The 24,271-nt window shown below is 59.4% G+C and carries 24 protein-coding genes; 13 read left to right on the forward strand and 11 right to left on the reverse strand.

Going from position 1 to position 24,271, the window contains the following annotated elements; translation table 11 throughout:
- The first annotated feature begins 21 nt into the window (after positions 1 to 21).
- Positions 22 to 654, forward strand: a complete 633-nt coding sequence (locus FQB27_RS00140) for a DUF4136 domain-containing protein (protein ID WP_169558854.1) — start codon at positions 22 to 24, stop codon at positions 652 to 654.
- Here the strand turns inward: FQB27_RS00140 and FQB27_RS00145 are convergent.
- From FQB27_RS00145 to pcaQ, 3 genes are all read right to left on the reverse strand, one after another.
- The gene (locus tag FQB27_RS00145) at positions 651 to 2,699 is read right to left on the reverse strand and encodes a TRAP transporter permease (RefSeq protein ID WP_169558855.1); all 2,049 of its coding nucleotides are present in this window, start codon (positions 2,697 to 2,699) and stop codon (positions 651 to 653) included. The genes FQB27_RS00140 and FQB27_RS00145 overlap by 4 nt on opposite strands.
- 71 nt (positions 2,700 to 2,770) lie before the next feature.
- Positions 2,771 to 3,784: a TAXI family TRAP transporter solute-binding subunit gene (locus FQB27_RS00150; RefSeq protein ID WP_169558856.1), complete on the reverse strand. Its 1,014-nt coding sequence runs from the start codon at positions 3,782 to 3,784 to the stop codon at positions 2,771 to 2,773.
- 194 nt (positions 3,785 to 3,978) lie between these two features.
- Positions 3,979 to 4,893, reverse strand: a complete 915-nt coding sequence (gene pcaQ, locus FQB27_RS00155; protein WP_169558857.1) for a pca operon transcription factor PcaQ — start codon at positions 4,891 to 4,893, stop codon at positions 3,979 to 3,981.
- A gap of 89 nt (positions 4,894 to 4,982) precedes the next feature.
- Between pcaQ and pcaD the strand changes: the two genes are divergently transcribed.
- The 10 genes from pcaD (at position 4,983) to FQB27_RS00205 (ending at position 13,337) form a co-directional block, all read left to right on the forward strand.
- Complete coding sequence (gene pcaD, locus FQB27_RS00160) at positions 4,983 to 5,789, forward strand: 3-oxoadipate enol-lactonase (RefSeq protein ID WP_169558858.1); 807 nt, start codon at positions 4,983 to 4,985, stop codon at positions 5,787 to 5,789.
- Entirely contained in the window at positions 5,782 to 6,201 is a 420-nt protein-coding gene (gene pcaC / locus FQB27_RS00165) for a 4-carboxymuconolactone decarboxylase (RefSeq protein WP_169558859.1), read from the forward strand. The genes pcaD and pcaC overlap by 8 nt, the downstream gene beginning before the upstream one ends.
- On the forward strand, positions 6,198 to 6,938 hold the full coding sequence (gene pcaH / locus FQB27_RS00170) for a protocatechuate 3,4-dioxygenase subunit beta (protein ID WP_169558860.1): 741 nt from the start codon (positions 6,198 to 6,200) through the stop codon (positions 6,936 to 6,938). The genes pcaC and pcaH overlap by 4 nt, the downstream gene beginning before the upstream one ends.
- Entirely contained in the window at positions 6,938 to 7,552 is a 615-nt protein-coding gene (gene pcaG / locus FQB27_RS00175; protein ID WP_169558861.1) for a protocatechuate 3,4-dioxygenase subunit alpha, read from the forward strand. The genes pcaH and pcaG overlap by 1 nt, the downstream gene beginning before the upstream one ends.
- Before the next feature lie 13 nt (positions 7,553 to 7,565).
- Positions 7,566 to 8,423: a CoA transferase subunit A gene (locus FQB27_RS00180; protein ID WP_169558862.1), complete on the forward strand. Its 858-nt coding sequence runs from the start codon at positions 7,566 to 7,568 to the stop codon at positions 8,421 to 8,423.
- Positions 8,420 to 9,202, forward strand: a complete 783-nt coding sequence (locus tag FQB27_RS00185) for a CoA-transferase (RefSeq protein WP_169560008.1) — start codon at positions 8,420 to 8,422, stop codon at positions 9,200 to 9,202. The genes FQB27_RS00180 and FQB27_RS00185 overlap by 4 nt, the downstream gene beginning before the upstream one ends.
- 20 nt (positions 9,203 to 9,222) lie before the next feature.
- Complete coding sequence (locus tag FQB27_RS00190; RefSeq protein ID WP_169558863.1) at positions 9,223 to 10,281, forward strand: 3-carboxy-cis,cis-muconate cycloisomerase; 1,059 nt, start codon at positions 9,223 to 9,225, stop codon at positions 10,279 to 10,281.
- A gap of 159 nt (positions 10,282 to 10,440) precedes the next feature.
- The gene (locus tag FQB27_RS00195) at positions 10,441 to 11,484 is read left to right on the forward strand and encodes a TRAP transporter substrate-binding protein (RefSeq protein ID WP_169558864.1); all 1,044 of its coding nucleotides are present in this window, start codon (positions 10,441 to 10,443) and stop codon (positions 11,482 to 11,484) included.
- A gap of 6 nt (positions 11,485 to 11,490) precedes the next feature.
- The gene (locus tag FQB27_RS00200; protein WP_169558865.1) at positions 11,491 to 12,000 is read left to right on the forward strand and encodes a TRAP transporter small permease; all 510 of its coding nucleotides are present in this window, start codon (positions 11,491 to 11,493) and stop codon (positions 11,998 to 12,000) included.
- A gap of 17 nt (positions 12,001 to 12,017) precedes the next feature.
- On the forward strand, positions 12,018 to 13,337 hold the full coding sequence (locus tag FQB27_RS00205; protein WP_240953342.1) for a TRAP transporter large permease: 1,320 nt from the start codon (positions 12,018 to 12,020) through the stop codon (positions 13,335 to 13,337).
- A 12-nt stretch (positions 13,338 to 13,349) separates the two neighbouring features.
- Here the strand turns inward: FQB27_RS00205 and FQB27_RS00210 are convergent, their stop codons facing one another.
- A complete protein-coding gene (locus FQB27_RS00210) occupies positions 13,350 to 14,240 on the reverse strand; it encodes a helix-turn-helix domain-containing protein (RefSeq protein WP_169558867.1) in 891 nt (296 codons plus the stop codon).
- Between the two features lie 89 nt (positions 14,241 to 14,329).
- Here FQB27_RS00210 and pobA point away from each other — a divergent pair, with 89 nt between their 5' ends.
- Entirely contained in the window at positions 14,330 to 15,511 is a 1,182-nt protein-coding gene (gene pobA, locus FQB27_RS00215; RefSeq protein WP_169558868.1) for a 4-hydroxybenzoate 3-monooxygenase, read from the forward strand.
- A 96-nt stretch (positions 15,512 to 15,607) separates the two neighbouring features.
- Here pobA and FQB27_RS00220 read toward each other — a convergent pair whose 3' ends face one another.
- The 6 genes from FQB27_RS00220 to FQB27_RS00245 all read right to left on the reverse strand — a co-directional run bounded on the left by FQB27_RS00220 (position 15,608) and on the right by FQB27_RS00245 (position 21,965).
- Positions 15,608 to 16,015 carry a helix-turn-helix domain-containing protein gene (locus tag FQB27_RS00220; protein ID WP_169558869.1) on the reverse strand — a complete coding sequence of 136 codons (408 nt, stop codon included), beginning with the start codon at positions 16,013 to 16,015 and terminating at the stop codon, positions 15,608 to 15,610.
- A gap of 340 nt (positions 16,016 to 16,355) precedes the next feature.
- A complete protein-coding gene (locus FQB27_RS00225) occupies positions 16,356 to 17,729 on the reverse strand; it encodes an aspartate aminotransferase family protein (RefSeq protein ID WP_169558870.1) in 1,374 nt (457 codons plus the stop codon).
- A gap of 36 nt (positions 17,730 to 17,765) precedes the next feature.
- Complete coding sequence (locus FQB27_RS00230) at positions 17,766 to 19,271, reverse strand: NAD-dependent succinate-semialdehyde dehydrogenase (RefSeq protein WP_169558871.1); 1,506 nt, start codon at positions 19,269 to 19,271, stop codon at positions 17,766 to 17,768.
- A 150-nt stretch (positions 19,272 to 19,421) separates the two neighbouring features.
- Positions 19,422 to 19,901, reverse strand: a complete 480-nt coding sequence (locus FQB27_RS00235; protein WP_169558872.1) for an Lrp/AsnC family transcriptional regulator — start codon at positions 19,899 to 19,901, stop codon at positions 19,422 to 19,424.
- A 3-nt stretch (positions 19,902 to 19,904) separates the two neighbouring features.
- Complete coding sequence (locus FQB27_RS00240) at positions 19,905 to 20,906, reverse strand: cyclodeaminase (RefSeq protein WP_169558873.1); 1,002 nt, start codon at positions 20,904 to 20,906, stop codon at positions 19,905 to 19,907.
- Positions 20,907 to 20,948: 42 nt separating this feature from the next.
- On the reverse strand, positions 20,949 to 21,965 hold the full coding sequence (locus tag FQB27_RS00245; protein ID WP_206374124.1) for a succinylglutamate desuccinylase/aspartoacylase domain-containing protein: 1,017 nt from the start codon (positions 21,963 to 21,965) through the stop codon (positions 20,949 to 20,951).
- Between the two features lie 125 nt (positions 21,966 to 22,090).
- On the opposite strand from FQB27_RS00245, the gene eutB reads away from it, so the two are divergent.
- Positions 22,091 to 23,059, forward strand: coding sequence for a hydroxyectoine utilization dehydratase EutB (eutB, locus tag FQB27_RS00250; protein ID WP_206374126.1), 969 nt, complete (start codon positions 22,091 to 22,093; stop codon positions 23,057 to 23,059).
- A 22-nt stretch (positions 23,060 to 23,081) separates the two neighbouring features.
- Here the strand turns inward: eutB and FQB27_RS00255 are convergent, their stop codons facing one another.
- Complete coding sequence (locus FQB27_RS00255) at positions 23,082 to 24,257, reverse strand: M24 family metallopeptidase (protein ID WP_169558875.1); 1,176 nt, start codon at positions 24,255 to 24,257, stop codon at positions 23,082 to 23,084.
- Positions 24,258 to 24,271 lie beyond the last annotated feature (14 nt).

Here is a 24,271-nt window from a genome sequence, read left to right on the forward strand (position 1 = left end):
GGGAAAGCAGTAAGAGACACCATGAGTATCACCCAGAAAATCCTTCCCCTGATCATCACCGGCCTGATCCTGACCGGCTGCGCCTCGGTCAGTTCCAAGGTCACCCGGTTCAACTATCTGCCGGATCAACAAACCGGCGGCACCCTCTATTTCGAACCGGGTCCGGAACAAAAAGGTAGTGCCGAGTTTTCCCATTACACGGAATCCGTTGGAATGCGGCTGGAAACCCTTGGGTTTCGCCCGGCCCCGGACAGGCAAAGCGCGGATTATATCGCCAAGATCCGCTATGGTGTCAGCGACGCCCAGCAGATCGTCTCCTCCCGCCCGGTCTATGGATACAGTTCTCTCTATTACGGTTATGGCTATCGGCACCATCTGTATCCGTCCTATGGCATTGTCGGGTATGCCCCCTATTCGGAAACCCGTTATGACAAGTATTTTGCCATTCGGATCATGGATAACCGCACCGGCAGCCCGGACAATCCGCGGCCCGTCTATGAAGCCAAGGCAACCAGCACGGGCCGCGCCTCCACCTTCGCCGATGTGGCCGAGTGCATGATTGACGCCGTTTTTGACGACTTTCATACCCGCGGCACCCATCGGGTCAGCAAGAATATCAAGGATTGCGGGCCGGGACACCCGGCCCCCAACTAGGACATCTGGTCTGCGGTTTTCCGTGCGGCCATGACCTGACTGACAAAGACCGGTGTCAGCAGCGCCGCCCCGATCGCCATGGTCACCACACCCGGTGCGATAAAGAACAGGGAAACCGCCCCGGTCCAGTAGCGCTGCCATTTCGGCAAGGGCGCGAACAGATAGCCTGAGAACGCCACACCCAGCAGGCCGATCCCCGCCATGGCGCCAAACAGCGTGATGGCGAAAGCCCCCCATGTGAACCCGTTGGTGACAATCAGCAACGCCGGGGAATAGACGAACACAAACGGCACGATGGCCTTGGCAATTCCAAGACGGAATGCCGTGTTGCCGGTCTTGAACGGGTTGGAGCCCGCAATGCCCGCCGCCGCATAGGCGGCCAGCGCCACCGGCGGTGTAATATCGGCCAGCACCCCGTAATAGAAGACGAAGAAATGGGCAACCAGCGGCTCCACCTGCAACTGGGCCAAGGCCGGCCCCGCAACCGCAACCAGAATGATATAGGTGGCCGTTGTCGGAATGCCCGCCCCCATGATGATACAGGCACAGGCGATCAGGATCAGCGAGAAGAACAGGGCCCATTCGGTCAGGCCGATCAGGCTGAACGGCCAGGTGGCCGAGAACACGGCCCCCAGTTCATTGGCGGTCTGCACCACCACAAAGCCCAGACGGAACCCCACACCGGTCAGGGTCACAACCCCGACGATGATGCCCACACAGGCCGCCGCCGCGCCAACGGCAATGGTGCTTTTCGCACCATCCCCAAGGGCATTCCAAAGGTCGCGAATGGTCAGGCGGTTGGCCGGCTTCAAAAAGCCCACAACCACACAGGCGATGATCCCATAGACGGCCGCGAAATCAGGCGTTCGGCCGGCCAGAATGAAATAGACAAGAATGACCAGCGGAATGATGGACAGCCAGTTTTCCTTGAGCACAAGAACGATATTCGGCAGTTCTTCCTTGGTCAGGCCGCGCAGGCCCAGCTTCTTGGCCTCAAGATGCACCATGACGAAAATCCCGAAATAATGCAGCAGGGCCGGGAACAGGGCCGCTGCCAGCACATCCCGCAAGGGAATTTCAAGATACTCGACCATGATAAAGGCGGCCGCGCCCATGATCGGCGGCGTGATCTGGCCACCGGTTGAGGCTGTTGCCTCCACCGCGCCGGCAAACCGGGCCGGGTATCCGACCCGCTTCATGGCGGGAATGGTCAAGGCCCCGGTGGTCACCGTATTGGCAATGGAAGAGCCGGAAATACTGCCCATGAAGGCCGAGGCACTGATGGCCACCTTGGCCGGACCCCCGGAATACCGGCCCGCCACCACCATGGCAAGATCGATGAACAATTGTCCAAGACCGATCCGGGTTGCCAGAACGCCAAACAGGATGAACAGGAAGACATACTGCGCCATGACACCGATGGCGACACCGTAAATCCCCTGATTGGTCATGTAGATATGGTTGATCAGGCCAAGCCAGCTTGTCCCGCCATGTTTGAGCGCACCGGGCGCCCACGGCCCGAATATGGCGAACAGGATAAACAGGATGGCGATCAGGGGCAGGGTCGGTCCAACCGACCGCCGCGCCGCTTCCAGTGTGACCAGAAGCAGGGCCGTCCCCATGGCAAGGTCAAGGGGCGCGGGATTCCCCACACGCTCCGCCACCACTTCAGGGGGCAGCAACGGCAGGTACAACGACGCCGCGACAGCGACGACACCCAGGATCATGTCAAAGACACTGATACCGCCCACATAATACCACGGATCGCGGTCCCGGCTGTGACCCCGGGATTTCAGGAAGGAAAACAGGAAGAAAACCAGCCCCAGCACAAAGGACAGGTGAATGCTCCGATGCAGCAATTCCCGAATGGTGCCAAAGCCGGAGGCATAGAAGTGATAGACCGACATGCTCACAAGAGCGATGGAGATCACGAACGCAATCCGTGGCCCGGCTGACCGAAATGCGGTTTCCGAGTCGTATTTCCGTTCAAGTTCCGCCAGTTCTTCCTTGCTTGGCTGATCGGCGACTGTCGAAGGATCACTCATTTTTTCCCCTCCCCTGAAACACAAAAAAATCCCCGGGTGCACCGGCACCCGGGGAGCTATCCCTTACAGGATTACTTGATCAGGCCAGCTTCCTTGTAGAAAGCTTCTGCACCCGGATGAAGCGGAACACCGACGCCAGCCAGCGCGGATTCCAGGGTGATTGCCTTACCCTTGGCGTGACCCACATCCAGCAGCTTGCGGGACTCGTCGTTCCACAGGGCTTTGGTGATGTTGTAGATCAGCTTTTCATCCTGCTTGGCATTGGTGTACCACTGGGCGCCAACAGCAACAGTCATGGTTGCGTCAACCCCTTCATAGGTGCCTGCCGGAATTTCGCTTTGTGCGAAGAAGCCGTATTTGTCGGTCAGGGCCTTGGCGCCTTCCCCGTCGATCGGGACCAGCGTCATGTCCGTTGCGGAGGCCAGTTCAACAAGGGAACCGGTCGGGTAACCGGCCACAACGAAATAGGCGTCGATCTTGCCGTTCCGCAGGGCTTCTGCCGCCGCGTTGCCTTTCAGGGCCTCGGCTGTCACGTCATCGGTGGACAGGCCATTGGCTTCCAGAATGAGCTTGGCGTCCACATAGGTGCCGGAACCCGGCTCATCGAGGGACACGCGCTTGCCCTTCAGGTCGGCAACGGAATTGACACCGCGGCCTTTCAGGCTGACCAGATGGATATGCTCTTCAAACAGGGCCGCGATGGTGCGCAGGTCCTTGGCCGGCTCCTTGCCTTCCATGGTGCCGGTGCCTGTATAGGCCCAGTAGGCAACGTCAGACTGTGCGAAACCAGAATCCCGCAGGCCGGAAATGATGGCGTTCACGTTGTCGCCGGACCCGCGAGAGGAAACGGCGGAGGCAATCAGGCCATCAACACCGCAGCTACCGCCCTTGCCACATTCACGAGACCCCGGAGGTTTGGAAATCGCATTGGCGATCACACCACCAACCGGATAGTAGGTGTAGGCCGTACCGCCTGTACCAATCGTGAAGAACTTGAGATCCTGCGCCGAGGCGGTGGTTGCAAATCCGCTGGCCAGAACGGCCGCAACTGCAACTGCCTTGGCGGCGTTTTTCAGTAATTTCATGTGAGTACCTATAACCTGTTTCAGTGCAATTTATAGTTGATGTTTTCTCTTTTTAGAGCATCCGCCCCATCGATAAAAGATGTTTTATGTCAACATATCGATTGATAAAGATTTTTTATTTGGAAAAGCACCCCTCCAAAGGGGGCAAAACCGCTTTGAATTTGCCCATCCGGAACAATTATTAAACAGCAGGTTCAGTGTTGCTTTGCCACCGCCCGGATACATTGGCACATGATGGAAAGCGGTGCCGACGGGTCCTCGTCCGCGCGGGTGGTCAATCCCACCGCCCCGCGGGTTTCACTGGTATCAATGGGCAGGGCCGCCATGCGCCCGTCCCGCAGGTCATTGGCAACCACGCCTTCGGAAATAATCCACACGGCGTCACTGGAACGGATGAAGGCCCGGCCAAAGGAATCCGACACGGTTTCGATCTGGCTGGGCAGTTCGGGAATGCCATTTGTCAGCAGGAACCGCTCCACGAAGGGGCGGATAACGGACGCCTTGGTCGGCATCAGGATCGGATAGTCGCGCAAGGTTTCCAGATGAAGCTGGCCCGACATGACCAGCGGATGGCCGGCCCGCACGGCAAACACCACCTGTTCGCTGTAGATATGCTCGAACGACAGCCCGGTCATTTTCTCAGGCGCCGCAAGCCGTCCCACCACAAGGTCCAGTTCCGCCAGTCGCAACTGTTCCAGAAGAACCAGATTTTCCCCGGTCACAATCTTGATTTCATTGCCCAGATTTTCTTTCAGGTAGAGCTTGATGGCATCCGGCATGATCCGCGCCGAGACGGTCGGCAAGGCTCCGATCCGAACCGGCGGGGCACTTTGGCGGGCCGCCTGCAACACGGAATCCACCCCCTGCTGGACGGCGGCCACGCTGGCTCCGGCATGGCGCAGGAAAACTTCACCGAACCGGCCAAGCCGGATCCCCCGGCCCTCTTTCTCGAACAGCTTTACTTCCAGGATTTCTTCAAGTTCGCGAATGGTTTTCGTCACCGCCGGTTGGCTGACGGCAAGAACATTCGCAGCCTTGCCCACACTTTTCTGGCGAGCAACCTCGATAAAAATCTGAAGATGGCGAAGTTTGATCCGTTTATCCATCAACCAATAACCTTTTGATTATAAGTTATGCCACAAATATCATTTTACCAAACAAAATACATTTGATTAGATATTTCGAACAGGAGAAAAACGTGAATTTTCTAAAAACAAACGAAACTGTCCTGCATTACGAGCTGAGAGGGACCGGCGACACCACCCTGGTATTCTCCAATTCCCTCGGGACAGACTACCGCATCTGGGACGATGTGGTCCGAAATCTGGAACAAGACTTTACCATCCTGCTGTATGACAAGCGGGGTCACGGCCTGTCCGCCCTTGCCTCTCCGCCCTATAGCCTGGATCAGCATGTGGCCGATCTGGCGGCCCTTGTTGAGCATCTGGATCTGAAGAAGCTTGTTATTTGCGGCCTGTCCTTCGGGGGCATGATCGCGCAAGGCTTCTATGCCGCCCATCCCGACCGGGTCAAGGGCCTGATCCTGTGCGATACGGGCCACAAGATCGGCACCGCCGAGGCATGGCAGACCCGCATTGAGGCGCTGCAGCAGAACGGCTATGCCCCCATGCTGGACGATATCATGGCCCGCTGGTTCACGGAAAGTTTCCGCCGCGACGACAACCCGGTCTATCAGGGATGCCGCACCATGCTGGAACGGCAGGACCTGAACGGATATACCGGCACATGCGCCGCCATCCGCGATACGGACCTGACCGAAGAAGCCCGCAAGATCGCCGTTCCGACCCTGTGTGTTGTCGGCGACGAGGACCTTGCCACCCCGCCCGCACTGGTCGAGGAAATGGCCGGTCTGATCCCGGGGGCCGACTATCGCGTGATTACCAATGCCGGCCATATCCCGTGTGTTGAACAACCGCAGGCCACCCTCACCCTGATCCGAGAATTTATTACCAAGAGAGTCATGCAGGAGACCGTCAATGGCTGATGCCACCTCCCCGTCCGCACGCTACCAGCAAGGGCGCAAAACCCGCCAGTCCGTCCTTGGCGTTGATCATGTTGCCCGCGCCGACAAGAACACCACCCCGTTCGACCAGCCGTTCCAGGAGCTGATCACGGAAGGCGCGTGGGGTTCTGTCTGGTCCCGCGACCACTGGTCCAAGCGGGAGCGGTCCATGGTGACCATCGCCCTTCTGGCCGCCCTCGGTCATTACGAGGAATGTGCCATGCATGTGCGCGCCACCCGCAACACCGGCGCCACCCGCGAGGATATTTGTGAGGCCATGCTGCATGTGGCCATTTATGCGGGTGTTCCCGCCGCAAACAGTGCTATCAAGATCGTCAAGGAAATATTCGAACAGCAGGATGCTGAAACCAACAGCAGCGGAGAGCAGGAATGAGCAATAGAAAACCGGAAACCGGGGGTTTCTTCCAGCGGGACTGGACATGGCAACCCCCCGCCTTTACCCCGGCCTACAAGACCAGTATTTTGCGGTCCCCGAAAAAGGCGCTGATGTCGCTGAACAACGGCCCGTCCGAGATTACCGGCCCGGTCTTCGGGCATAGCGAAATCGGCGAGTTGGACAATGACCTGCTGCTGAACTTCTCCAGCAATGGCGAACTGCCGGTTGGCGAACGGATCATCGTCCATGGCCGTGTTCTGGATGAACGCGGACGCCCGGTTCCCGGCGCCCTGCTGGAATTCTGGCAGGCCAATGCCGGTGGTCGCTACCGCCACAAGAAAGAATCCTATATCGCCCCGCTGGACCCCAATTTCGGTGGCTGCGGACGTACCATCACCGACGAGAACGGCGCCTATTCCTTCCGCACCGTCAAGCCCGGCCCGTATCCGTGGCCGAACGGTGTCAATGACTGGCGCCCGGCGCATATCCATTTCTCTGTCTTCGGACACGGATTTGCCCAGCGGCTGATCACCCAGATGTATTTTGAGGGCGATCCGCTGATCTGGAAATGCCCGATCGTGCAGGCCATCCCGGATGAGGACGCCGTCCGCCAGCTGGTCGCCCCACTGGACATGGCCAACACCATCCCCATGGACAGCATTGCCTACAAGTTTGACATCGTCCTGCGCGGACGCCGGTCCACCCTGTTTGAAAACCGACTGGAGGGGAACTGATGACCCAGCCTCTGAACTATCTTAAGGAATCACCATCCCAGACGGCAGGCCCGTATGTTCATATCGGCCTGACCCCCAACTTCACGGAAATCACCGGCGTGTATGCCGAGGACCTCGGTATCCGCATGGTCAACGACCAGACGGAAGGCGACCGGATCACCGTTCGGGGCCGTGTATTTGATGGCATGGGCGCCCCGGTCAAGGATGCGCTGGTTGAAATCTGGCAGGCGGATGCCAAGGGCCTGTTCAACAGCCCGAGCGAAACCCGCGGTCAGGCCGACCCCAACTTCACCGGCTGGGGCCGTTGTCCGACCCATATGGAAACCGGCGAGTTTGTGTTTGAAACCGTCAAGCCGGGCGCCCTGCCGTTCAACGACGGTCGCATGATGGCCCCGTATATTTCCTTCTGGGTCGTGGCCCGCGGGATCAATATCGGCCTCAACACCCGGATGTATTTCTCGGACGAGACAGACGCCAACGCCGCCGATCCGGTTCTGACCCGGATTGAGCATCAGGATCGGGTTCCGACCCTGATCGGCAAGCGCGACGGCAACACCGTGACCTTTGACATTCACCTGCAAGGGGACAGCGAAACTGTCTTCTTCGATCTGTAAGAGTACGTAAACAATGGCAAAATTCCAGTCCCTCAAGGACGCCGTTGCGGAAAACCTGTTTGATGGGGATGTGGCCGCCTTTGAAGGCTTTACCCATCTCATTCCCCATGCCGCCGCCCATGAAGCCATCCGTCAGGGCCGCAAGGACCTGACACTGGTGCGCATGACCCCGGACGTGATCTATGACCAGATGATCGGCATGGGCATGGTGAAGAAAGCCATCTTCTCCTATGCGGGGAACCCCGGTGTGGGCCTGCTGCGGCGCTTGCGCGATGCTGTGGAAAACCAGTGGCCGCACCCGATGGAGATCGAGGAGCATTCCCACGCCGCCATGGCCAATGCCTATGAAGCGGGGGCATCCGGCCTTCCTTGCGCCGTGTTCCGGGGTTACAAGGGGGCGGACCTGAAGAAGGTCAATCCCAATATTCGCGAAGTCACCTGCCCCTTCACCGGCGAAGTGCTGGCGGCCGTGCCGTCCGTGCGCCCCGATGTCACCTTCATCCACGCCCAGAAAGCCAACAAGCGCGGGGATGTTCTGGTGGAAGGCATTATCGGCATCCAGAAAGAGGCCGTCCTTGCCGCCAAGCGGTCCGTGGTCACGGTTGAGGAAGTGGTCGACAATTTTGATGACGTCCACCCCAATGCCTGCATCCTGCCCAACTGGGCCGTAACCGCCATTTGTGAGGTTCCGGGTGGCTCTCACCCTTCCTACGCGCATGGATATTATATCCGCGACAACGCCGCCTATCTGGAATGGGACAAGATTGCGTCCGACCGGGACGGGTTCAAGGCCTGGATGAAGGACAATGTCCTTGATGCCACGCCTGAGGATTTCGCCAGCCGGGTTTCCGCCCTGAGGGAGAGCAAATAATGGAACTGGATTTCACACGCGACGAAATGATGACCATTGCCGCATCCCGCGCCCTTGGCAATGAAGATATCTGCTTTGTCGGGATCGGTGCCCCGTCAGCCGCCTGTAACGTGGCCCGGTTGACCCACGCCCCGGACATCACCCTGATCTATGAAAGCGGCACCATCGGTACCGCGCCGGATGTGCTGCCCCTGTCCATTGGCGATGGCGAGCTTTGCGATACGGCGGTGACCACCGTTTCCGTCCCGGAAATGTTCCGCTATTGGCTGCAGGGCGGCCGCATTACCATCGGCTTCCTTGGTGCGGCACAGCTGGACAAGTTTGGCAATATCAACACCACGGTGATCGGTGATTATGATGCCCCGAAAACCCGCCTTCCCGGCGGCGGCGGTGCGCCCGAGATAGCCTCTTCCTGCGGAGAAATCTTCATCACCATGAAACAGTCGCTGCGCGGCATGGTGGACAAGATTGATTTCTTCACCTCGTTCGGCCACGGTGAAGGCGGAAACGCCCGCGAGGAATTGGGCATGACGACAAAGGGCCCAACCCTGCTGATCACCGACCTTGCCATCTGGCACCCGGACCCGGTCACCAAAGAATTCACCGTGATCGCCCTGCATCCGGGGGTGACCCGTGACATGGTTCAGGAAACCTGTGGCTGGAAAGTGAAGTTTGCCGACAATCTGGAAACCACGCCAGAGCCAACCGAACTGGAACTGGCCACCCTGCGTGACCTGAATGCCCGCACCAAGGCGGCCCATTCCGGCGCCGGGGCGTAAGGAAAAAACGGAGTTACCTCATGTCCCCTTCTCCCTTTGACCATGCCTACCTGTCGGGCCTGTTCGGACAGCCGGAGGCATCCCGCCACTTGTCCCCTAAGGCGGATGTCGCTGCCATGCTGGCCTTTGAGGCCGCGCTGGCCGAAGCAGAGGGAGAAGCGGGACTGATTCCTGCGGAGGCGGCAGAGGCAATCTCTGCCGTCCTCCGCTCTTTTTCCGTTGATATGGATGACCTGAAACAGGGCACCTCGAAGGATGGGGTGGTTATTCCCGCCCTCGTCCGCCAGATCCGCGCCGCCGTTGGCCCGGATCATGGGGCCCATGTTCACTACGGGGCAACCAGTCAGGACGTGATCGACACGGCCCTGATCCTGCGGCTGAAAAACATTCTCGACCTGTTCGAGGAGGGCCTGAACACCGCCCTTCAGCGGATTGAGGCCCTGAACGCCGCCTATGGCACGCTGGAGATCATGGGCCGCACCCGCATGCAGCGGGCCCTGCCCATTCCGCTGTCCCATCGGCTGGGGAACTGGAAAGCCCCGCTGCTTGATCTGCTGACCGCGCTGGAGGACCTGCGTCCCCGCTTGCTGAAAGTCCAGTTCGGGGGGGCCGTTGGCACCCTCGCAAAGCTGGGTGAGAAAGGCCCCGAGGTGCGCAAGCGGCTGGCGGCCAAACTGGGGCTTGAAGATGCCGAATGCTGGCACACGGATCGCCGCCCCCTGTCCCTTCTTGCCGCATGGATGAGCGAGGTTACCACCGCCCTTGGCAAGATCGGTCAGGATCTGGCCCTGATGGCCCAGAACGAGGTTGGCGAAGTGACCCTGAAATCGGCGGGCGGATCATCGGCCATGCCGCACAAGCAGAACCCGGTGCGGGCAGAACTGCTTGTCAGCATTGCGCGCTATAATTCCGTGCAGATTTCCGGTATGAGTCAGGCAGCGCTTGCCGAAAATGAACGCTCCGGCAGTGGCTGGTCCCTTGAATGGATGATCCTGCCCGGCATGGTTCAGGCAACAGCCGCCGGACTTGACCGTGCAAATGAGTTACTATCGGATATAAAATCCATACAGGCTTCGTAAAAGCCTCACCGTTTGGTTATAAAACACACAGGTAAAGTTATTTTACATAATAAAAAGGTGAGAACAGAATTCAGGATCAGGCCCTTTATTCACTAGAATATCGAAGGCCGGATAAATTCGCAGGCACGCCTGCAAACATGACAAAGGGAGAGAAGCGTCATGAAATTTTTGAAATCCATTGGTATGGTTGCGGCCGGTGCGGCAGCAGCCCTGATCATGGCTGGCAATGTCTCAGCCGAAGAGCAGATCAAATTCAAGCTGCACCACTTCCTGGGCCCGAAGGCCCCGGCCCATTCCCAAATGCTGGTTCCGTGGGCCGAACGGATTGAAAAAGCCTCCAACGGTCGGGTCAAGATCGAGATTTACCCGTCCATGTCCCTTGGTGGCAAGCCGCCGCAACTGCCGCGTCAGGTTCGCGACGGCATCGTCGACCTTGCCTGGTTCGTAAACGGCTATGCTGCCGGTTTGTTCCCGCGCACCGAAGTCTTTGAACTTCCGGGTGTTCATCAGGGCAACGCCGCGGCTACCAACCTTGCCATGAACGAGCTGTACAAGGATCATCTGGCCGCCGAATTCAAAGGCCTGAAGCCCATGTTCCTGCATGTCCATGGCGGCATGGCCCTGCAGATGGCCGACAAGGAAGTCCGCACCCCGGCCGATCTTGAAGGCCTGAAGATGCGCATCCCGTCCCGCACCGGTGGCTGGGTTCTGGAAGAACTGGGTGCGAACCCGGTGAAGACATCCGTTCCCGACCTGCCGCTGGCCCTGTCCAAGAAAGTGGTGGACGGCGCCCTGATCCCGTTTGAAATCATCCCGGCCCTGAAAATTCAGGAACAGACCCAGTACCAGATTGAAGGCCCGAACGGCAAACGTCTTGGCACCCTGACCTTCCAGGTGGCTATGAACCAGGCCAAATGGGACAGCCTGCCGGCAGACATCCAGCAGATCTTCACCGACAATTCCGGCCCGGAATGGCTGAAAGAAGTGGGTCAGGTCTGGGACAATGCTGAAAAAGGCGGTCTGGCCGTTGCGGTCAAGGCAGGCAACAAGCATGTTCAGCTGACCGAGGCAGAATGGGCCGCTCTGGAGCAGAAAGCCTCTCCGGCTGTGGATCGCTGGGCCGAGGAAATCTCTTCCAAGGGTGTCGATGGAAAGGCCCTCTATGACCTGGCGGTTGCGACTGTTTCCAAATACATGAAATAACCTGTCATGGTGACCAACACCCAATCCTGGACAAGGGCTTATGCCCTTGTCCACCGTTTGTGCGAAATCTGGGCACTGGCGGGCGGCGTCCTGTTGCTGGCTGTCGTTCTGGTCAATGCCTACTCCATTACAGCGGATATCCTGTTTGGCATCCCGCTGACCGGTGATTTCGAACTGACTGAAATGGGCATTGCCATTGCCATCTTCAGTTTCCTTCCCTACTGCCAGATTACGGGCTCCAACGTTTCCGCCGACATCTTCACCATGCGGGCCGGACGCCTGGCCCTTGCCCTGATGGGTCTTCTGGCGGGCTTGCTGGCCCTTGCCTTCAGCCTCATTCTGCTGTGGCGCATGTCGGCTGGCCTGCAGGACTACATCACCTACGAAGAAGTCACCGCCATTTTCAGCATCCCCATCTGGATCGGATTCATTCCGGCCCTTGTTTCCTTGTGCCTGCTCGTTGCCGCGTCCCTGATGACCGCCATCGACTGCATGAAAACACGCCGTCGGGCCTGAGGAGAGAAATTTTGGAAATGCATCTTGTTACCGGCCTGATCGGACTGATTGCGCTGATCGGCCTGATTGTCGTCCGGGTTCCCATCGCCTATTCCATGATTGTCGTTGGCGGCATCGGCATCGCCTATCTGAACGGCACCGACATCCTGATGGCCCAACTGAAGGATCTGGCATGGGCCCAGTTCTCGGTGTACGACCTGTCGGTGGTTCCCCTGTTCGTCCTGATGGGCAATATCGCCACCCGGGCGGGCCTGTCCAATGACCTGTTCCGGGCCGCCAATGCGTGGCTTGGCCGGTTCCGGGGCGGGGTTGCCATGGCCGCCATCGCCGCCTGTGCCGGGTTTGGCTCGGTCTGCGGCTCGTCGCTGGCGACGGCCTCCACCATGGGTCAGGTGGCCCTGCCGGAACTGCGCCGCTACCGGTATTCCGGCTCGCTTGCCACAGGCACACTGGCCGCCGGCGGGGTGCTGGGCATCCTGATCCCGCCGTCTGTGGTGCTGGTTGTCTATGCGGTGATTGTCGAGGCCAATATCGTCACCATGTTCATGGCGGCCTTCCTGCCGGGCATGTTGGCGGTGATCCTGTTCCTGCTGACCATTGCCGTCTATGTCCGGGTGCGGCCCGATGCAGGCCCCCGCGGTGCCGTTGTCGATCGCGATGAACTGATTTCGGCCACCATGAACATGGTCCCGGTCCTGACCATTTTCGGTCTGGTCATCGGCGGCATCTATTTCGGGTTCTTCAACCCCACTCCGGCAGCCGCCATCGGCGTTTTCCTCGTCATTCTTTATGGCCTTGCAAAACGGGTCCTGAAGCTGAAGGATTTCCGCTATGCCCTGCTGGAAACGGCAAAGACATCCGGCATGATCTACCTGATCCTGCTGGGGGCGGAACTCTTGAAAATCTTCATGTCCCGCGGCGGCGTTCCGCAGGCCGCAGCCGAGATGATGGTCAATTCGGGCCTGCCGCCCCTTGCCATTCTGGGTCTGCTGCTGGTGGCGCTGATCATTCTGGGCTGCCTGATGGACAGTCTCAGCATGATCCTGCTGGCCATTCCGTTTTTCTGGCCGGTGATCGCCGATCTTGATTTCGGCATGAACCCGGAAGATGTGAAAATCTGGTTTGGCATTCTGGCCCTGATCGTGGTTGAGCTGGGCCTGATTACCCCGCCCGTGGGCATGAACGTGTTCATCATATCGACGCTGGACCCGAACACCCCCATGAGTGAAACCTTCAAGGGCGTGGCGCCGTTCTTCTTTGCGGAACTGCTGCGGGTTGTGCTGCTGGTGGCATTCCCGGCCATTACCCTCTGGTTACCCCGGTTCCTGTCGGGCTAACCCATCACGGCTTCAGGTGATCCTGTCCATTTTCTGGCGAAAGGCAGAGGGCGCCATACCGGTCCGCTGCTGAAAGAACCTGGAAAAATGGGCGGGATCACTGAACCCGATGGCATAGGCCAGCTCCGCGATACTCATCTTGGTATAGACCAGCGATCGTTTCGCCTCCAGAACAAGGCGATCCTGTATCAGGCGGGACGTGGTCTTCCCCGTCACATCCCGGCAAATCCGGTTCAGGTGCGGGGCTGTCATGTTTAGCTGTCCCGCATAATCCCGCGCCGCATGACAAGTGGCGAAATTCTCCTCCAGCAGGGACAGGAATTTTCGGACATGCCCATGCTGGCGGCTTTCCCGGCTGTGCGGCAACCGATCCAGCGCCATCAGGTCGCGGGCAAATTCCAGCGCCAGTATCCCCGCCAGATGAACCAGATACTGCTGGCGTCCCGGCCCGGTTCCCCGGTGTTCCTCCACCATTCTGCGAAAACAGGCGGCAATGGTGCCCGGACTTTTCAGGAAAGCCGGTTTTGACAGTCGCTCCCGAATATCCGGGGCCGTGAGCAGGGCCTCCTTCAAAATCATGGACGGGACCGTGATCACCCACCCTTTCGTTTCCTGCTGAAAGCGAAAGCCGTGAACGGTCAGGGGCGGCATGGAAATCGCCACCGGCGTTCCCAGTTCATACCGCTCGCCTTCCACGGAAATGGTACCGCCCCCGGTCTCCAGCAGGAAAAACTGATGCAGCTGGTGATGACGGTGGGCGCCGATTTTCCAGTCATGCTGCCGGGACCGCGCCGCGATGGATTCACAATGCAGGATATCCGGGAACAGCTCCGTATTCCGCTCCCCGTACAGGGCATAATTGGGGATCAGGCCTGATCCGTCATTTATGTTCGAATTATCCAATTTTTGGCCCGATCCATCCATTTTCTAATTTACCAGAAGCGTTAGATTTTCAGGCAGTATAAAAGAAATGACCCGGGATAGGTAGAGATATGATTTCAACAAGAACACAAGTCGCCATCATTGGCGGTGGGCCGTCCGGCCTTCTGCTGTCGCAAATCCTGCATCGGGCCGGGATCGATACGGTCGTTCTGGAACGGAAAAGCCGCGAGTATGTGCTGGGCCGCATTCGCGCCGGTGTTCTGGAACAGGGCCTTGTGGACATGCTTCGGGGCGCCGGGGTTGGCGCGCGCATGGACCGCGAGGGACAAATCCACGAAGGTTTTGACATCGCCTTCAATCGCGAGCGGCACCATATTGACCTTGCCGGCCTGACCGGCGGCAAGACCGTCATGGTCTATGGCCAGACGGAAGTCACGCAGGACCTTTATGAAGCCCGCGACCAGATGGGCGGCATTGTGGTGGACGAGGCCGAAAATGTGGCCCTGCACGACCTGACCGGCGATGCTCCCTATGTCACCTATGAGAAAGACGGGGAAGCCCACCGGCTGGACTGCGATTTCATTGCCGGGTGTGACGGTTTCCATGGTGTCAGCCGCAAATCCATCCCCGAGGGGATCCGCCAGGAATTCGAGCGGGTCTATCCGTTCGGCTGGCTGGGGGTTCTGTCCGAAACCCCGCCGGTGTCCCACGAACTGATCTATAGCAGCCACGAGCGCGGCTTTGCGCTCTGTTCCATGCGCAATAACAATCTCAGCCGCTACTATGTTCAGGTTTCCAACAACGAGAAGGTCGAGGACTGGTCCGACGAGCGGTTCTGGGAAGAACTGAAATCCCGCCTGCCCGCCGACACCGCCGCGTCACTGGTGACTGGCCCGTCCATCGAGAAAAGCATCGCCCCCTTGCGGTCCTTCGTGTCCGAGCCGCTTTCCCATGGCCGCCTGTTTCTGGCCGGGGATGCCGGGCATATCGTTCCGCCGACCGGTGCCAAGGGCCTGAATTTGGCCGCATCCGACGTGCATTACCTGTCCGAGGCCTTTATCGGCTGGTACAAGGACGGACAGGACGGAAAACTGAACAGCTATTCCGAAACCGCGCTGAAGCGGATCTGGAAAGCCATGCGTTTTTCATGGTGGATGACCACCATCCTGCACAAATTCCCGGAAAATGGCGGCTTTGGCGACCGGATTCAGAAGACCGAACTGGACTATCTGTTCTCCTCGCGCGCCGCGCAGGTCTCGCTGGCTGAAAACTACGTCGGCCTGCCCTACTGATCCATCCGGCGAAACCCACCGAAACACGGCGACCATCCTGCCGTGTTTCGGTTCATCCCGCGCCCTGACAGGGCAGCCCCGTGACAAGGGCCTGCATCAGCTATTCAGGCTGCCGTCGTCAATCTCGCTTTGCAGGCGGGCCACCTCGCCCTGCACATCACATAACAGGGTCGCCATCCGCTGCTGCATGTCCATCAGCATATCCAGCTTGATGGCCAGAGATGCGGTTTCATCGAACTTTGCGTCCAGCTCCATTTCGCTGTTTTCCACGTCCCCGCCCAGCAGCCAGACCAGCGAAACATTCAGAATGTTGGCAATTTCCTGCAACCGGTTGATCCGGGGCTCTGACCGGTCCCGTTCCCAGTTGCCAAGGGTTTTCGGCAGCACTCCGATCCGCAAGGCAAGCTGTTTGCTTGACAGTCCCCGGGCGGCACGCGCCATTTGAATGCGCCCCCCCATTGTCGAATTTTCAACATCCTCGATCGTTGGTATCTCCGCTGACATCGATCCCGATCCTTTTCCAGTTTTTTATAATACAGATCCGCACTCTCCCTTTCGGGACAGGGGACAGGTCTTCGTCTCATGATTGTTTCAAGCCGGAGCCACTACCGCTCTACCCATTGGCGGGGATTGCCCGCCGGGGAACTTCCGTACCCAATACGCCCAAAGGCGTTGCGCCTGTGCGCCGCTCCGATCCAAAAAGACAGGATTTATCAGAACCCCATCGCTAGTAAACATAACATCTGACCCGCCCCGCGCAACCCCCCGCCGGAAAAAGCACGCCAACAAAAAACGGCCCGCCAATCGGAAGCGGGCCGTTCTTTCACATATCGCAGCCCTGAAATCAGTCGCCGAAAACCTCGCTCACCGCGTCTTTCATGGCGCTGACAACAAAGGCGCATTCATTTTCGGTAATGCACAGGGGCGGGGCAAATCCGATAATATCCCCTTGCGGCATGGCCCGGGCGATCACCCCGCGCTTCAGCAAGGCGGCGGCCACCTTGGCCCCCATCCCTTGTGCCGGGTCAAACTGGATACGGGCGGCTGGGTCTTCGGCAAATTCCACCGCCATGAGAAGACCTTCCCCGCGCACCTCAGCCACATGGGAATGGGTTCCGACCGCGTCCTGCATCAGGGCCTTGAAACGGGCCCCTGTCTGACCGGCATTTTCCACCAGTCCCAGACTGTCCACCAGATTGAGGTTGGCAACCCCCGCCGCCGCGCCGATAGGATGGGCGGAATAGGTCCAGCCATGTCCGATCGGCCCGTTTTCGTCCGTTCCCTGCATCAATACCTGCCACATCCGATCCGACACAATCGACCCGGACAGCGGCGCATAGGCCGATGTCAGCCCCTTGGCGATGGTGATCAGGTCCGGCTTCAGACCGTAATGATCACTTCCGAACATGGACCCCAGACGGCCAAACCCGGTCACCACCTCATCGGCGACCAGCAGAATATCGTATTTTTCCAGCACAGCCTGAATGGCGGCCCAGTATCCCGCTGGCGGCGGAACCAGCCCCCCGGTTCCCAGCGCCGGCTCACCGATAAAGGCGGCGATCGTGTCCGGTCCCTCGGACAGGATCAGTTCCTCCAGCTTCCGGGCGCAATCGGCGGAAAACGCTTCCTCGCTCATGGCCGGGTCCTGACGGCGCAGATAATAGGGAGCTTCCGTATGCAGCACCTGCGCCAGCGGCAGGTCGAACTTCTTGTGGAACAGTTCCAGTCCCGTCAGGGAGCCGGTCATCAAGCCGGAGCCATGATATCCCCGCCAGCGGGAAATAATCTTCTTCTTTTCCGGGCGGCCCAGGATGTTGTTGTAATACCAGATCAGCTTGATATTGGTTTCATTGGCATCAGACCCGGACAGGCCGAAATAGACCTTGCTCATATGGGCGGGCGCCCGGTCCATTATCATTTTCGCCAGCGTGATGGACGCCTCGGTCCCGTGCCCCACATAGGAATGATAATAGGCCAGTTCATGGGCCTGTTTGGCAATCGCCTCGGCAATCTCGGGGCGGCCATACCCGACATTCACACAATAGAGGCCCGCAAAGGCGTCCAGCAGCCGGTTGCCGTCCCGGTCCTGAATAAAGACCCCCTCCCCGCCGGTGACAATCCGGTTCGGCGCCTCGCCGCGGGCAAATTGCGCCAGATGGGTGGAGGGGTGAAAGAAATTGTCGCGATCCCACTGGGAAAGCTGGTCATTTGTCAGCATCTTGTTGTTCCTTGATTTCCTGAAATGATGGTCTGATCACGGCCGCGCCCGCTTTTCATAGTCGCGGCACACATATTTGATCTCGGTAAACTCCTCCATGCCCTGCCGGGCCCCTTCCCGGCCAAGACCGGACTGCTTGACCCCGCCAAAGGGGATCGGCGCACCCGTTACCTTGGTCCGGTTCACGGCCACCATGCCAAACTGCAACCGGCGGCTCGCCCGGTAGATCCGCCCCGCATCCGCCGTATGCAGATAGGCAATCAATCCGTATTCCGTGTCATTGGCCTTGGTCAGGATGTCCTCTTCGGGGTCAAACGGCTGGATCGCCGCCACCGGGCCGAACGTTTCCTCCCGCATGATCCGGGCTGCATCCGGTACATCCGCCAGAACCGTGGGCTGGAAAAACAGGGGGCCCATTTCATGACGCCCGCCCCCCGTCAAAAGCCGCGCCCCGACCGCAAGGGCATCGGCCACCTGCTCTTCCTGCTTGGCAACGGCCTTTTCATTCATCAGCGGGCCGATATCCGGATCGTCCGTGCCCCGCCCCACGGTCAGTTTCTCCGTTTCGGCGACAAATTTCGTGCAAAACGCGTCATACACGGCCCGCGCCACATAAAACCTGTTGGCCCCAAGGCAATCCTGCCCGGATGTGGCAAACTTGGCGGACAGGGCGCAGCGGACCGCATTGTCCAAATCCGCATCGGCATACACAATGAAAGGGGCGTGACCGCCCAATTCCAGCACAAGCCGCTTCACGGTTCCGGCGCTCTGACCATAAAGCAGGCGGCCCACCTCGGTTGATCCGGTAAAGGACAAGACCCGCACCCGCGCATCCTCGGTCCATGGCCGGACAATATCCGGGGCATGGCCGGTCACCACATTGAAAACCCCCTTGGGAAAACCGGCCCGCTCTGCCAGTTCGGCAAGGGCCAGCGCCGAATAGGGCGTTTCCTGTGACGGATGCACAATCACCGTGCAACCGGCGGCAAGGGCCGCAGCGGCCTTGCGGGTAATCATGGCCGACGGAAAATTCCACGGTGTGACCAGCGCGGCAACCCCGACAGGTTCGCGCCAGACCTCGATCTCCGCGCCCCGCAAGTGGGACGTCACCCCCTCGATATTCGGGCGCTTGGCTTCCTCGGCGTAAAATTCGATAAATTCGGCCCCATAATCAATCTCGCCCCGGCATTCGGACAGGGGTTTGCCCTGTTCCCGCGTCATCAGAAGGGCAAGGTCTTCCCGATGTTCCAGCATCAGGTTGTACCACCCCCGAAGCAAGGCGGAACGTTCCTGCGGCAGGGTATCCGCCCAAGTGTCAAAAGCCGCCTCGGCCGCGTCAACGGCCTCTTGGCTTTCTGTCCCCGACAGGGACGGCACCGACCCGATCCGCGTCCCGTCGGCGGGGTCTCGAACCTCGATTGACTGTCCGCCCGCCGCCGCGATCCATTCCCCGTTCACATAGGAAAACTCCCGAAACAGGGTCGGGTCCCGCAAGGCATCCAGCCCAAGGGCAGAAACAGGCGATAGATTTTCAAGCGTCATCAGGCATCCTCCATACCGGAAATCCGCCCTTATCCTATCTGCCCTGCCAAAGAGGGTGTTTTCCTTTTGCCCCCGTTTTTCAGACGGCCCTTCCGACTTGAAGGCGCCATTCAGACGATTCTTCTGATGGAGATATTTTTGCGGTTCGCCCTACGGATCGAGGGAGGCCGGTATGGGCGGAAACGGGCTGACCTTGACCGGCTTGGTCACGATATAGGTATAATATCGGCACAGGCCGATCTGCATGTTCAGGATCCGGTCCACCAGCCTTTGGTAACTGTCCACATCCCGCGTTGCCACCTTGAGCAGATAATCCAGCCCGCCGCCAATGGCCCAGCATTCGACAATTTCGGGAATATCCCGCACCGCCGCCTCAAACCGCTCGAAATCCTCGCTTTTATGGCTTTCCAGTTCGGCCTGCATGAAGATGACCGACATGGGGCCAAGGCTGCCCAGTGCAATCCGCGCCCCGTAGCCTTCGATAATCCCGGCATTCTCCAGCCGCTTCAGACGCTCCCAGCAGGGCGTCGGCGACAGGGCGATGCGCTCGGCCAGCGCCGCTTTTGAAATCCGCCCCTCCCGTTGCAGGATGGCCAGAATTTTCAGGTCCCTGTCGTCCAGTTTCAACATGGCCTATCCGATCCTTGCGGGCACGGAAAACCCCTGATCCGCTTTTGCCGCCTGCGCCAGCGCATGGGCGGCAATGGCCGTATCCTGTGCGCCGGTACCCGTCAGGTCGCACACGGTCACCGCCTCCTCCGACACCCGGCCAGAAACGGCACCGCGGACAATCGCCCCAAGTTCCGGCAGGGACGATCCCACAAGATAGCCTGCGGCCTGTGCCGTGCGCAGCTCGCCCAATGTCTCGCACTGGCGCTGGTTATCACACACATAAAGGTCCGCCCGCGCCAGAATGTCCGGGTCCAGTTCGTTCTTGCCCGACTGATCCGACCCCATGGCCGTGATATGCAGGCCCGGATGCAACCAGTTGGCCTGAAGAACCGGTTCCGTGGCCGGGGTTGTTGTGACCACAAGCTGGCATCTGGCGACAAGATCGGCAGCGCTATCCGACACCTCTGCCGGAATGCCAAGGTCCTGCTGCAAATCCCGGGCGCACTGTTCGGCCTTGCCGCGATCCCGGCCCCAGACGATCACCCGTTCAAAGGACCGTACCAGATGAGCGGCCTTCATCTGCAACCGGGCCTGCACACCGGTTCCGATCACACCGGCTGTTTGAACCACTTTCGGGGCCAAACAGTCCGCGGCGACACCGCCCGCAGCGGCGGTCCTGACATTGGTCAGATAGCCGTTGTCCAGAAGGACTGCCTCCACAATCCCGGTCCGGGCGCTCAAGACCACCATCAACCCGTTCAGGCTGGGCAACCCCAAGGCCGGATTGTCAAAAAAGCCGGGACTGACCTTGATGGCAAACTCGTTGAAACCCGGAATGTAGGCCGTCTTGATATCCACTTCTCCATGGACCTCCGGCAGGTTCATGGACAAGACAGGCGGCATGACAACAGCGCCGCCAGACAGCGCAGAAAAGGCGTTGCCCACAAGGGAAATGGCCTGCCTGTCCAACGGGACGCAGGCGCGCAGCATCTCTTCTGTCAGAATGCGTATGCTATGATCCATGGTTCCTCCCTGAAGCTGCGGACCGCCGCCCCAATCCTGTGATCAGGAAAACTCGGTGGTCTCGGTGCCGATAACCGACAGGCAATCCCCGCGCCCGATCAGCCCCGCAAAATGCTTGTGCACAACAATCCCGTCTCGCGGGGCCACATACTCCACCGCCGGCCGGGAGGGCGTGTCCACATCATGAATGAAGGCAAGGGCCTGTCCCGCCGTGACCTGATCCCCAAGATTGACGGCAAATTCGACAATGCCGCCCCCATCCGCAATCACATAGGACCCGTCCAGTGTCTCCAGAAAGCGGGTCTCCCCGGTTCCGGTCAGGGGTTCATCCAGCACCCCCAGATGCACCAGCACATCATGCACCCCGGAAAGCGCAATCGCCACGGTTTCCGGTGTGGACGTTCCGCCGCCGCCCAGTTCGGTGGAGATAAAGATTTTCCCCATATCCTCCACCGCCGTATCCAGCATTCCCGCCGCGTCCAGTTCTTCCAGAACCAGACAATTGGGGGCGCCAAACGCCCTTGCTGCCGCCACCGTCCGGGCCATTCTGTCCGCATCCGGCAACCGATGAATGACACTGGTCGGCAGGAAGGACATCATTTTGCCTCCGGAATGAATATCCACAACCGCATCACAGCGGGACAGGATGAAACGCTGAACAAAATCCGCGATCATCGGGGTAATGGTACCATCCCTGTCCCCCGGAAAGCACCGGTTCATGTTGCGCCCGTCCAGCGGGGACAGCCGGGTCCCTGCCATCACGGCCGGATAATTGAGGGCCGGCAGCACGATCACCTGCCCGGACAGACGCTCCACGTCCAGCATCCGGATCAGCTTCATCAGGGTAATGGGCCCTTCATATTCATCGCCATGATTGCCACCGGTCAGAAGAACCGTCGGCCCCGCCCCGTTCCGAAAGACGGAAACCGGCATCAGGATGGACCCCCACGGGGATTCGTTGCGGGAATGGGGGATGGTCAGGTGGCCGTGCTGAACCCCTTCCTGATCAAAATCCACCACCGTGGAAATCTTGCTGCGCTGATCCCCTGAATTCATCATCCTGACCCCGTTATTTTTTCAAGATGTATACAATCATATCTATATTTCCCAATATTCTGTAAAATATTATGGGTCAACCACTGATTTCACCCATCGTTGTGCACATCAATAGGGAAAAGCCAACCATGCTGACACTGCAATCCATCTTCAGGGCGCGCCGTCCCGTTGCCGAACTGGCGCTACGAACCCCTCTCACGCCCTGCCCGGCGCTGTCCGGCGAGGGGCGGCAGGTGCGCCTGAAACTGGAAACGGTCCAGCCAACCGGCGCCTTCAAGATACGCGGGGCGGCCAATGCACTGGCCGCCCTGACGCCCGCACAGGCGGAACGGGGCGTGGTCTGCGCCTCGACCGGCAATCACGGCCGCGCCCTCAGCCATGCGGCAGCGGCCCGTGGCATCCCGGCCATTGTCTGCATGTCCAGCCTGGTCCCGGAAAACAAGCGTCAGGCCATCAGCGATCTTGGCGCCGAAATCCGCATTGTCGGCAACAGTCAGGATGACGCCCAACAGGAAGTCGATCATCTGGTCCAGTCGCTGGGAATGAACGAGATTCCCCCCTTCGATCACCCGGACATCATTGCCGGACAGGGGACCATCGGCCTTGAAATCATGGAGGATTGGCCGGAGGTGGATACGGTTCTGGTGCCCCTCTCCGGGGGCGGCCTGATTGGCGGCGCGGCCCTCGCCGTCAAATCCATCTCTCCCCATATCCGCGTTGTCGGGATTTCCATGGAACGGGGCGCCGCCATGCAGGCCAGCCTTGCGGCGGGCAAACCGGTCGCTGTCCCGGAAGAACCATCCCTTGCCGACAGTCTGGGCGGCGGCATCGGTCTTCGGAACCGCCATACCTTTTCCCTCGCCCGGGACCTTGTGGACGAGATTATCCTGCTGTCCGAAGCCGACATTGCGGCAGGGATGCGGCATCTCTATCACCACCACGGCCTTGTAACCGAAGGGGCCGCTGCCGTTGGTGTGGCCGCCCTTGTTACCGGGAAGGTCGCGTCCACCGGACCCAATATTGCGGCAGTCATTTCCGGCCGAAACGTGGACCCTGTCCAGTTTGGAAAGGTCCTGACCGGCACCCTGCCCGCCTGATCCCGGCAGGGTGCCCGCCCCCTCATTTCACGAACAACTCCCGCGGGACAGCAGCCAGACACTCCCCGCCTTCTTCCGTGACCAGCACACTTTCCGTCATCTCGAACCCCCAGTCCTCGAACCACAGGCCCGGCATGAAATGAAAGGTCATGCCAGCCTCCAGAACCGTTTTGTCCTCGGCCCGCAGGCTCATGGTCCGCTCTCCCCAGTCCGGCGGATAGCTCAACCCGATCGGGTAGCCGCAGCGGTTGTCTTTGTCATAGCCACATTTGCGCAGCGCCTCGAAAAAGGTTGAGGCCACCTCGCCGCAGGTATTGCCCGGCCGAAACATGACCAGCGTTTTTTCAATACACTCGTTTATGGCCGCTTCCACCCGGCGATAGCTGTCCGGCGGTGTCCCCAGATACAAGGTGCGGGAGACCGGGCAGTGATAGCGGTGATAGGCCCCGGCAAGCTCCATGAACATACCCGTATCCTTTTCCAGAATACCGTCATCCCAAGTCATGTGGCAGGCGGCTGCCTCAATCCCGCTGCCGATCAGCGGCACAATGGCCGGATAGTCACCATAGAATTCGTCAGAGCCCTTGATGGTCGCATGATAGATTTCCGCCACCAGATCGTTTTTCCGCATCCCCGGCTCAGCCACATCCAGTATCCGCTCGTAGGTTTTCTCGATCACCCGTGCCGCCCGGCGCATGTAATCGATTTCCGTTTCCGACTTCACCGCCCGCTGCCAGTTCACAAGGCTGTTGGCATCCAGAAAGGTGGCGTCCGGCAGGTAGGTCAACAGGGATTCCATGGCCTTGGCACTGAAATAGTAGTTGTCTTTCTCGACCCCGATGGTCCCCTTGCCCCACCCCAGATCCGCCAGAATGGCCGCCAGGTAATCCATGGGGTGACAGTCCGATGACTGCACATAATGATCGGGATAGGTCAGGATATGTTCCGGGGAAAGATAGGTGGTCAGACGGGCTCCGGCGCCGTCAATACCGCGTCCGAACCAGAAGATACTGCCGTTTTCGTTCAGGACAACACACTGGTGGACATAAAAGGACCAACCGTCATATCCGGTCAGCCATGCCATGTTGGAAGGATCATAGACGATCAGGGTTTCGATACCGGCGCGGGACATGGCGTCCAGCGTTTTCTGCATCCGCAGGCGGTATTCCTCGCCGCTAAAACGAATCCGTTTGGTCATATTTCAGCTCTTTC

Source organism: Sneathiella chinensis (assembly GCF_012720115.1).
GTDB classification, from domain to species: Bacteria; Pseudomonadota; Alphaproteobacteria; order Sneathiellales; family Sneathiellaceae; genus Sneathiella; species Sneathiella chinensis.

What these genes read in the sequence shown, in the direction of transcription:
- FQB27_RS00140 (WP_169558854.1), top strand. Translation starts at nt 22, where the DNA reads ATGAGTATCACCCAGAAAATCCTTCCCCTGATCATCACCGGCCTGATC.
- FQB27_RS00145 (WP_169558855.1), bottom strand. Translation starts at nt 2,699, where the DNA reads ATGAGTGATCCTTCGACAGTCGCCGATCAGCCAAGCAAGGAAGAACTG.
- FQB27_RS00150 (WP_169558856.1), bottom strand. Translation starts at nt 3,784, where the DNA reads ATGAAATTACTGAAAAACGCCGCCAAGGCAGTTGCAGTTGCGGCCGTT.
- pcaC (WP_169558859.1), top strand. Translation starts at nt 5,782, where the DNA reads ATGGCTGATGCCACCTCCCCGTCCGCACGCTACCAGCAAGGGCGCAAA.
- pcaH (WP_169558860.1), top strand. Translation starts at nt 6,198, where the DNA reads ATGAGCAATAGAAAACCGGAAACCGGGGGTTTCTTCCAGCGGGACTGG.
- pcaG (WP_169558861.1), top strand. Translation starts at nt 6,938, where the DNA reads ATGACCCAGCCTCTGAACTATCTTAAGGAATCACCATCCCAGACGGCA.
- FQB27_RS00180 (WP_169558862.1), top strand. Translation starts at nt 7,566, where the DNA reads ATGGCAAAATTCCAGTCCCTCAAGGACGCCGTTGCGGAAAACCTGTTT.
- FQB27_RS00190 (WP_169558863.1), top strand. Translation starts at nt 9,223, where the DNA reads ATGTCCCCTTCTCCCTTTGACCATGCCTACCTGTCGGGCCTGTTCGGA.
- FQB27_RS00195 (WP_169558864.1), top strand. Translation starts at nt 10,441, where the DNA reads ATGAAATTTTTGAAATCCATTGGTATGGTTGCGGCCGGTGCGGCAGCA.
- FQB27_RS00200 (WP_169558865.1), top strand. Translation starts at nt 11,491, where the DNA reads ATGGTGACCAACACCCAATCCTGGACAAGGGCTTATGCCCTTGTCCAC.
- FQB27_RS00205 (WP_240953342.1), top strand. Translation starts at nt 12,018, where the DNA reads ATGCATCTTGTTACCGGCCTGATCGGACTGATTGCGCTGATCGGCCTG.
- pobA (WP_169558868.1), top strand. Translation starts at nt 14,330, where the DNA reads ATGATTTCAACAAGAACACAAGTCGCCATCATTGGCGGTGGGCCGTCC.
- FQB27_RS00220 (WP_169558869.1), bottom strand. Translation starts at nt 16,015, where the DNA reads ATGTCAGCGGAGATACCAACGATCGAGGATGTTGAAAATTCGACAATG.
- FQB27_RS00225 (WP_169558870.1), bottom strand. Translation starts at nt 17,729, where the DNA reads ATGCTGACAAATGACCAGCTTTCCCAGTGGGATCGCGACAATTTCTTT.
- FQB27_RS00230 (WP_169558871.1), bottom strand. Translation starts at nt 19,271, where the DNA reads ATGACGCTTGAAAATCTATCGCCTGTTTCTGCCCTTGGGCTGGATGCC.
- FQB27_RS00235 (WP_169558872.1), bottom strand. Translation starts at nt 19,901, where the DNA reads ATGTTGAAACTGGACGACAGGGACCTGAAAATTCTGGCCATCCTGCAA.
- FQB27_RS00240 (WP_169558873.1), bottom strand. Translation starts at nt 20,906, where the DNA reads ATGGATCATAGCATACGCATTCTGACAGAAGAGATGCTGCGCGCCTGC.
- FQB27_RS00245 (WP_206374124.1), bottom strand. Translation starts at nt 21,965, where the DNA reads ATGATGAATTCAGGGGATCAGCGCAGCAAGATTTCCACGGTGGTGGAT.
- eutB (WP_206374126.1), top strand. Translation starts at nt 22,091, where the DNA reads ATGCTGACACTGCAATCCATCTTCAGGGCGCGCCGTCCCGTTGCCGAA.
- FQB27_RS00255 (WP_169558875.1), bottom strand. Translation starts at nt 24,257, where the DNA reads ATGACCAAACGGATTCGTTTTAGCGGCGAGGAATACCGCCTGCGGATG.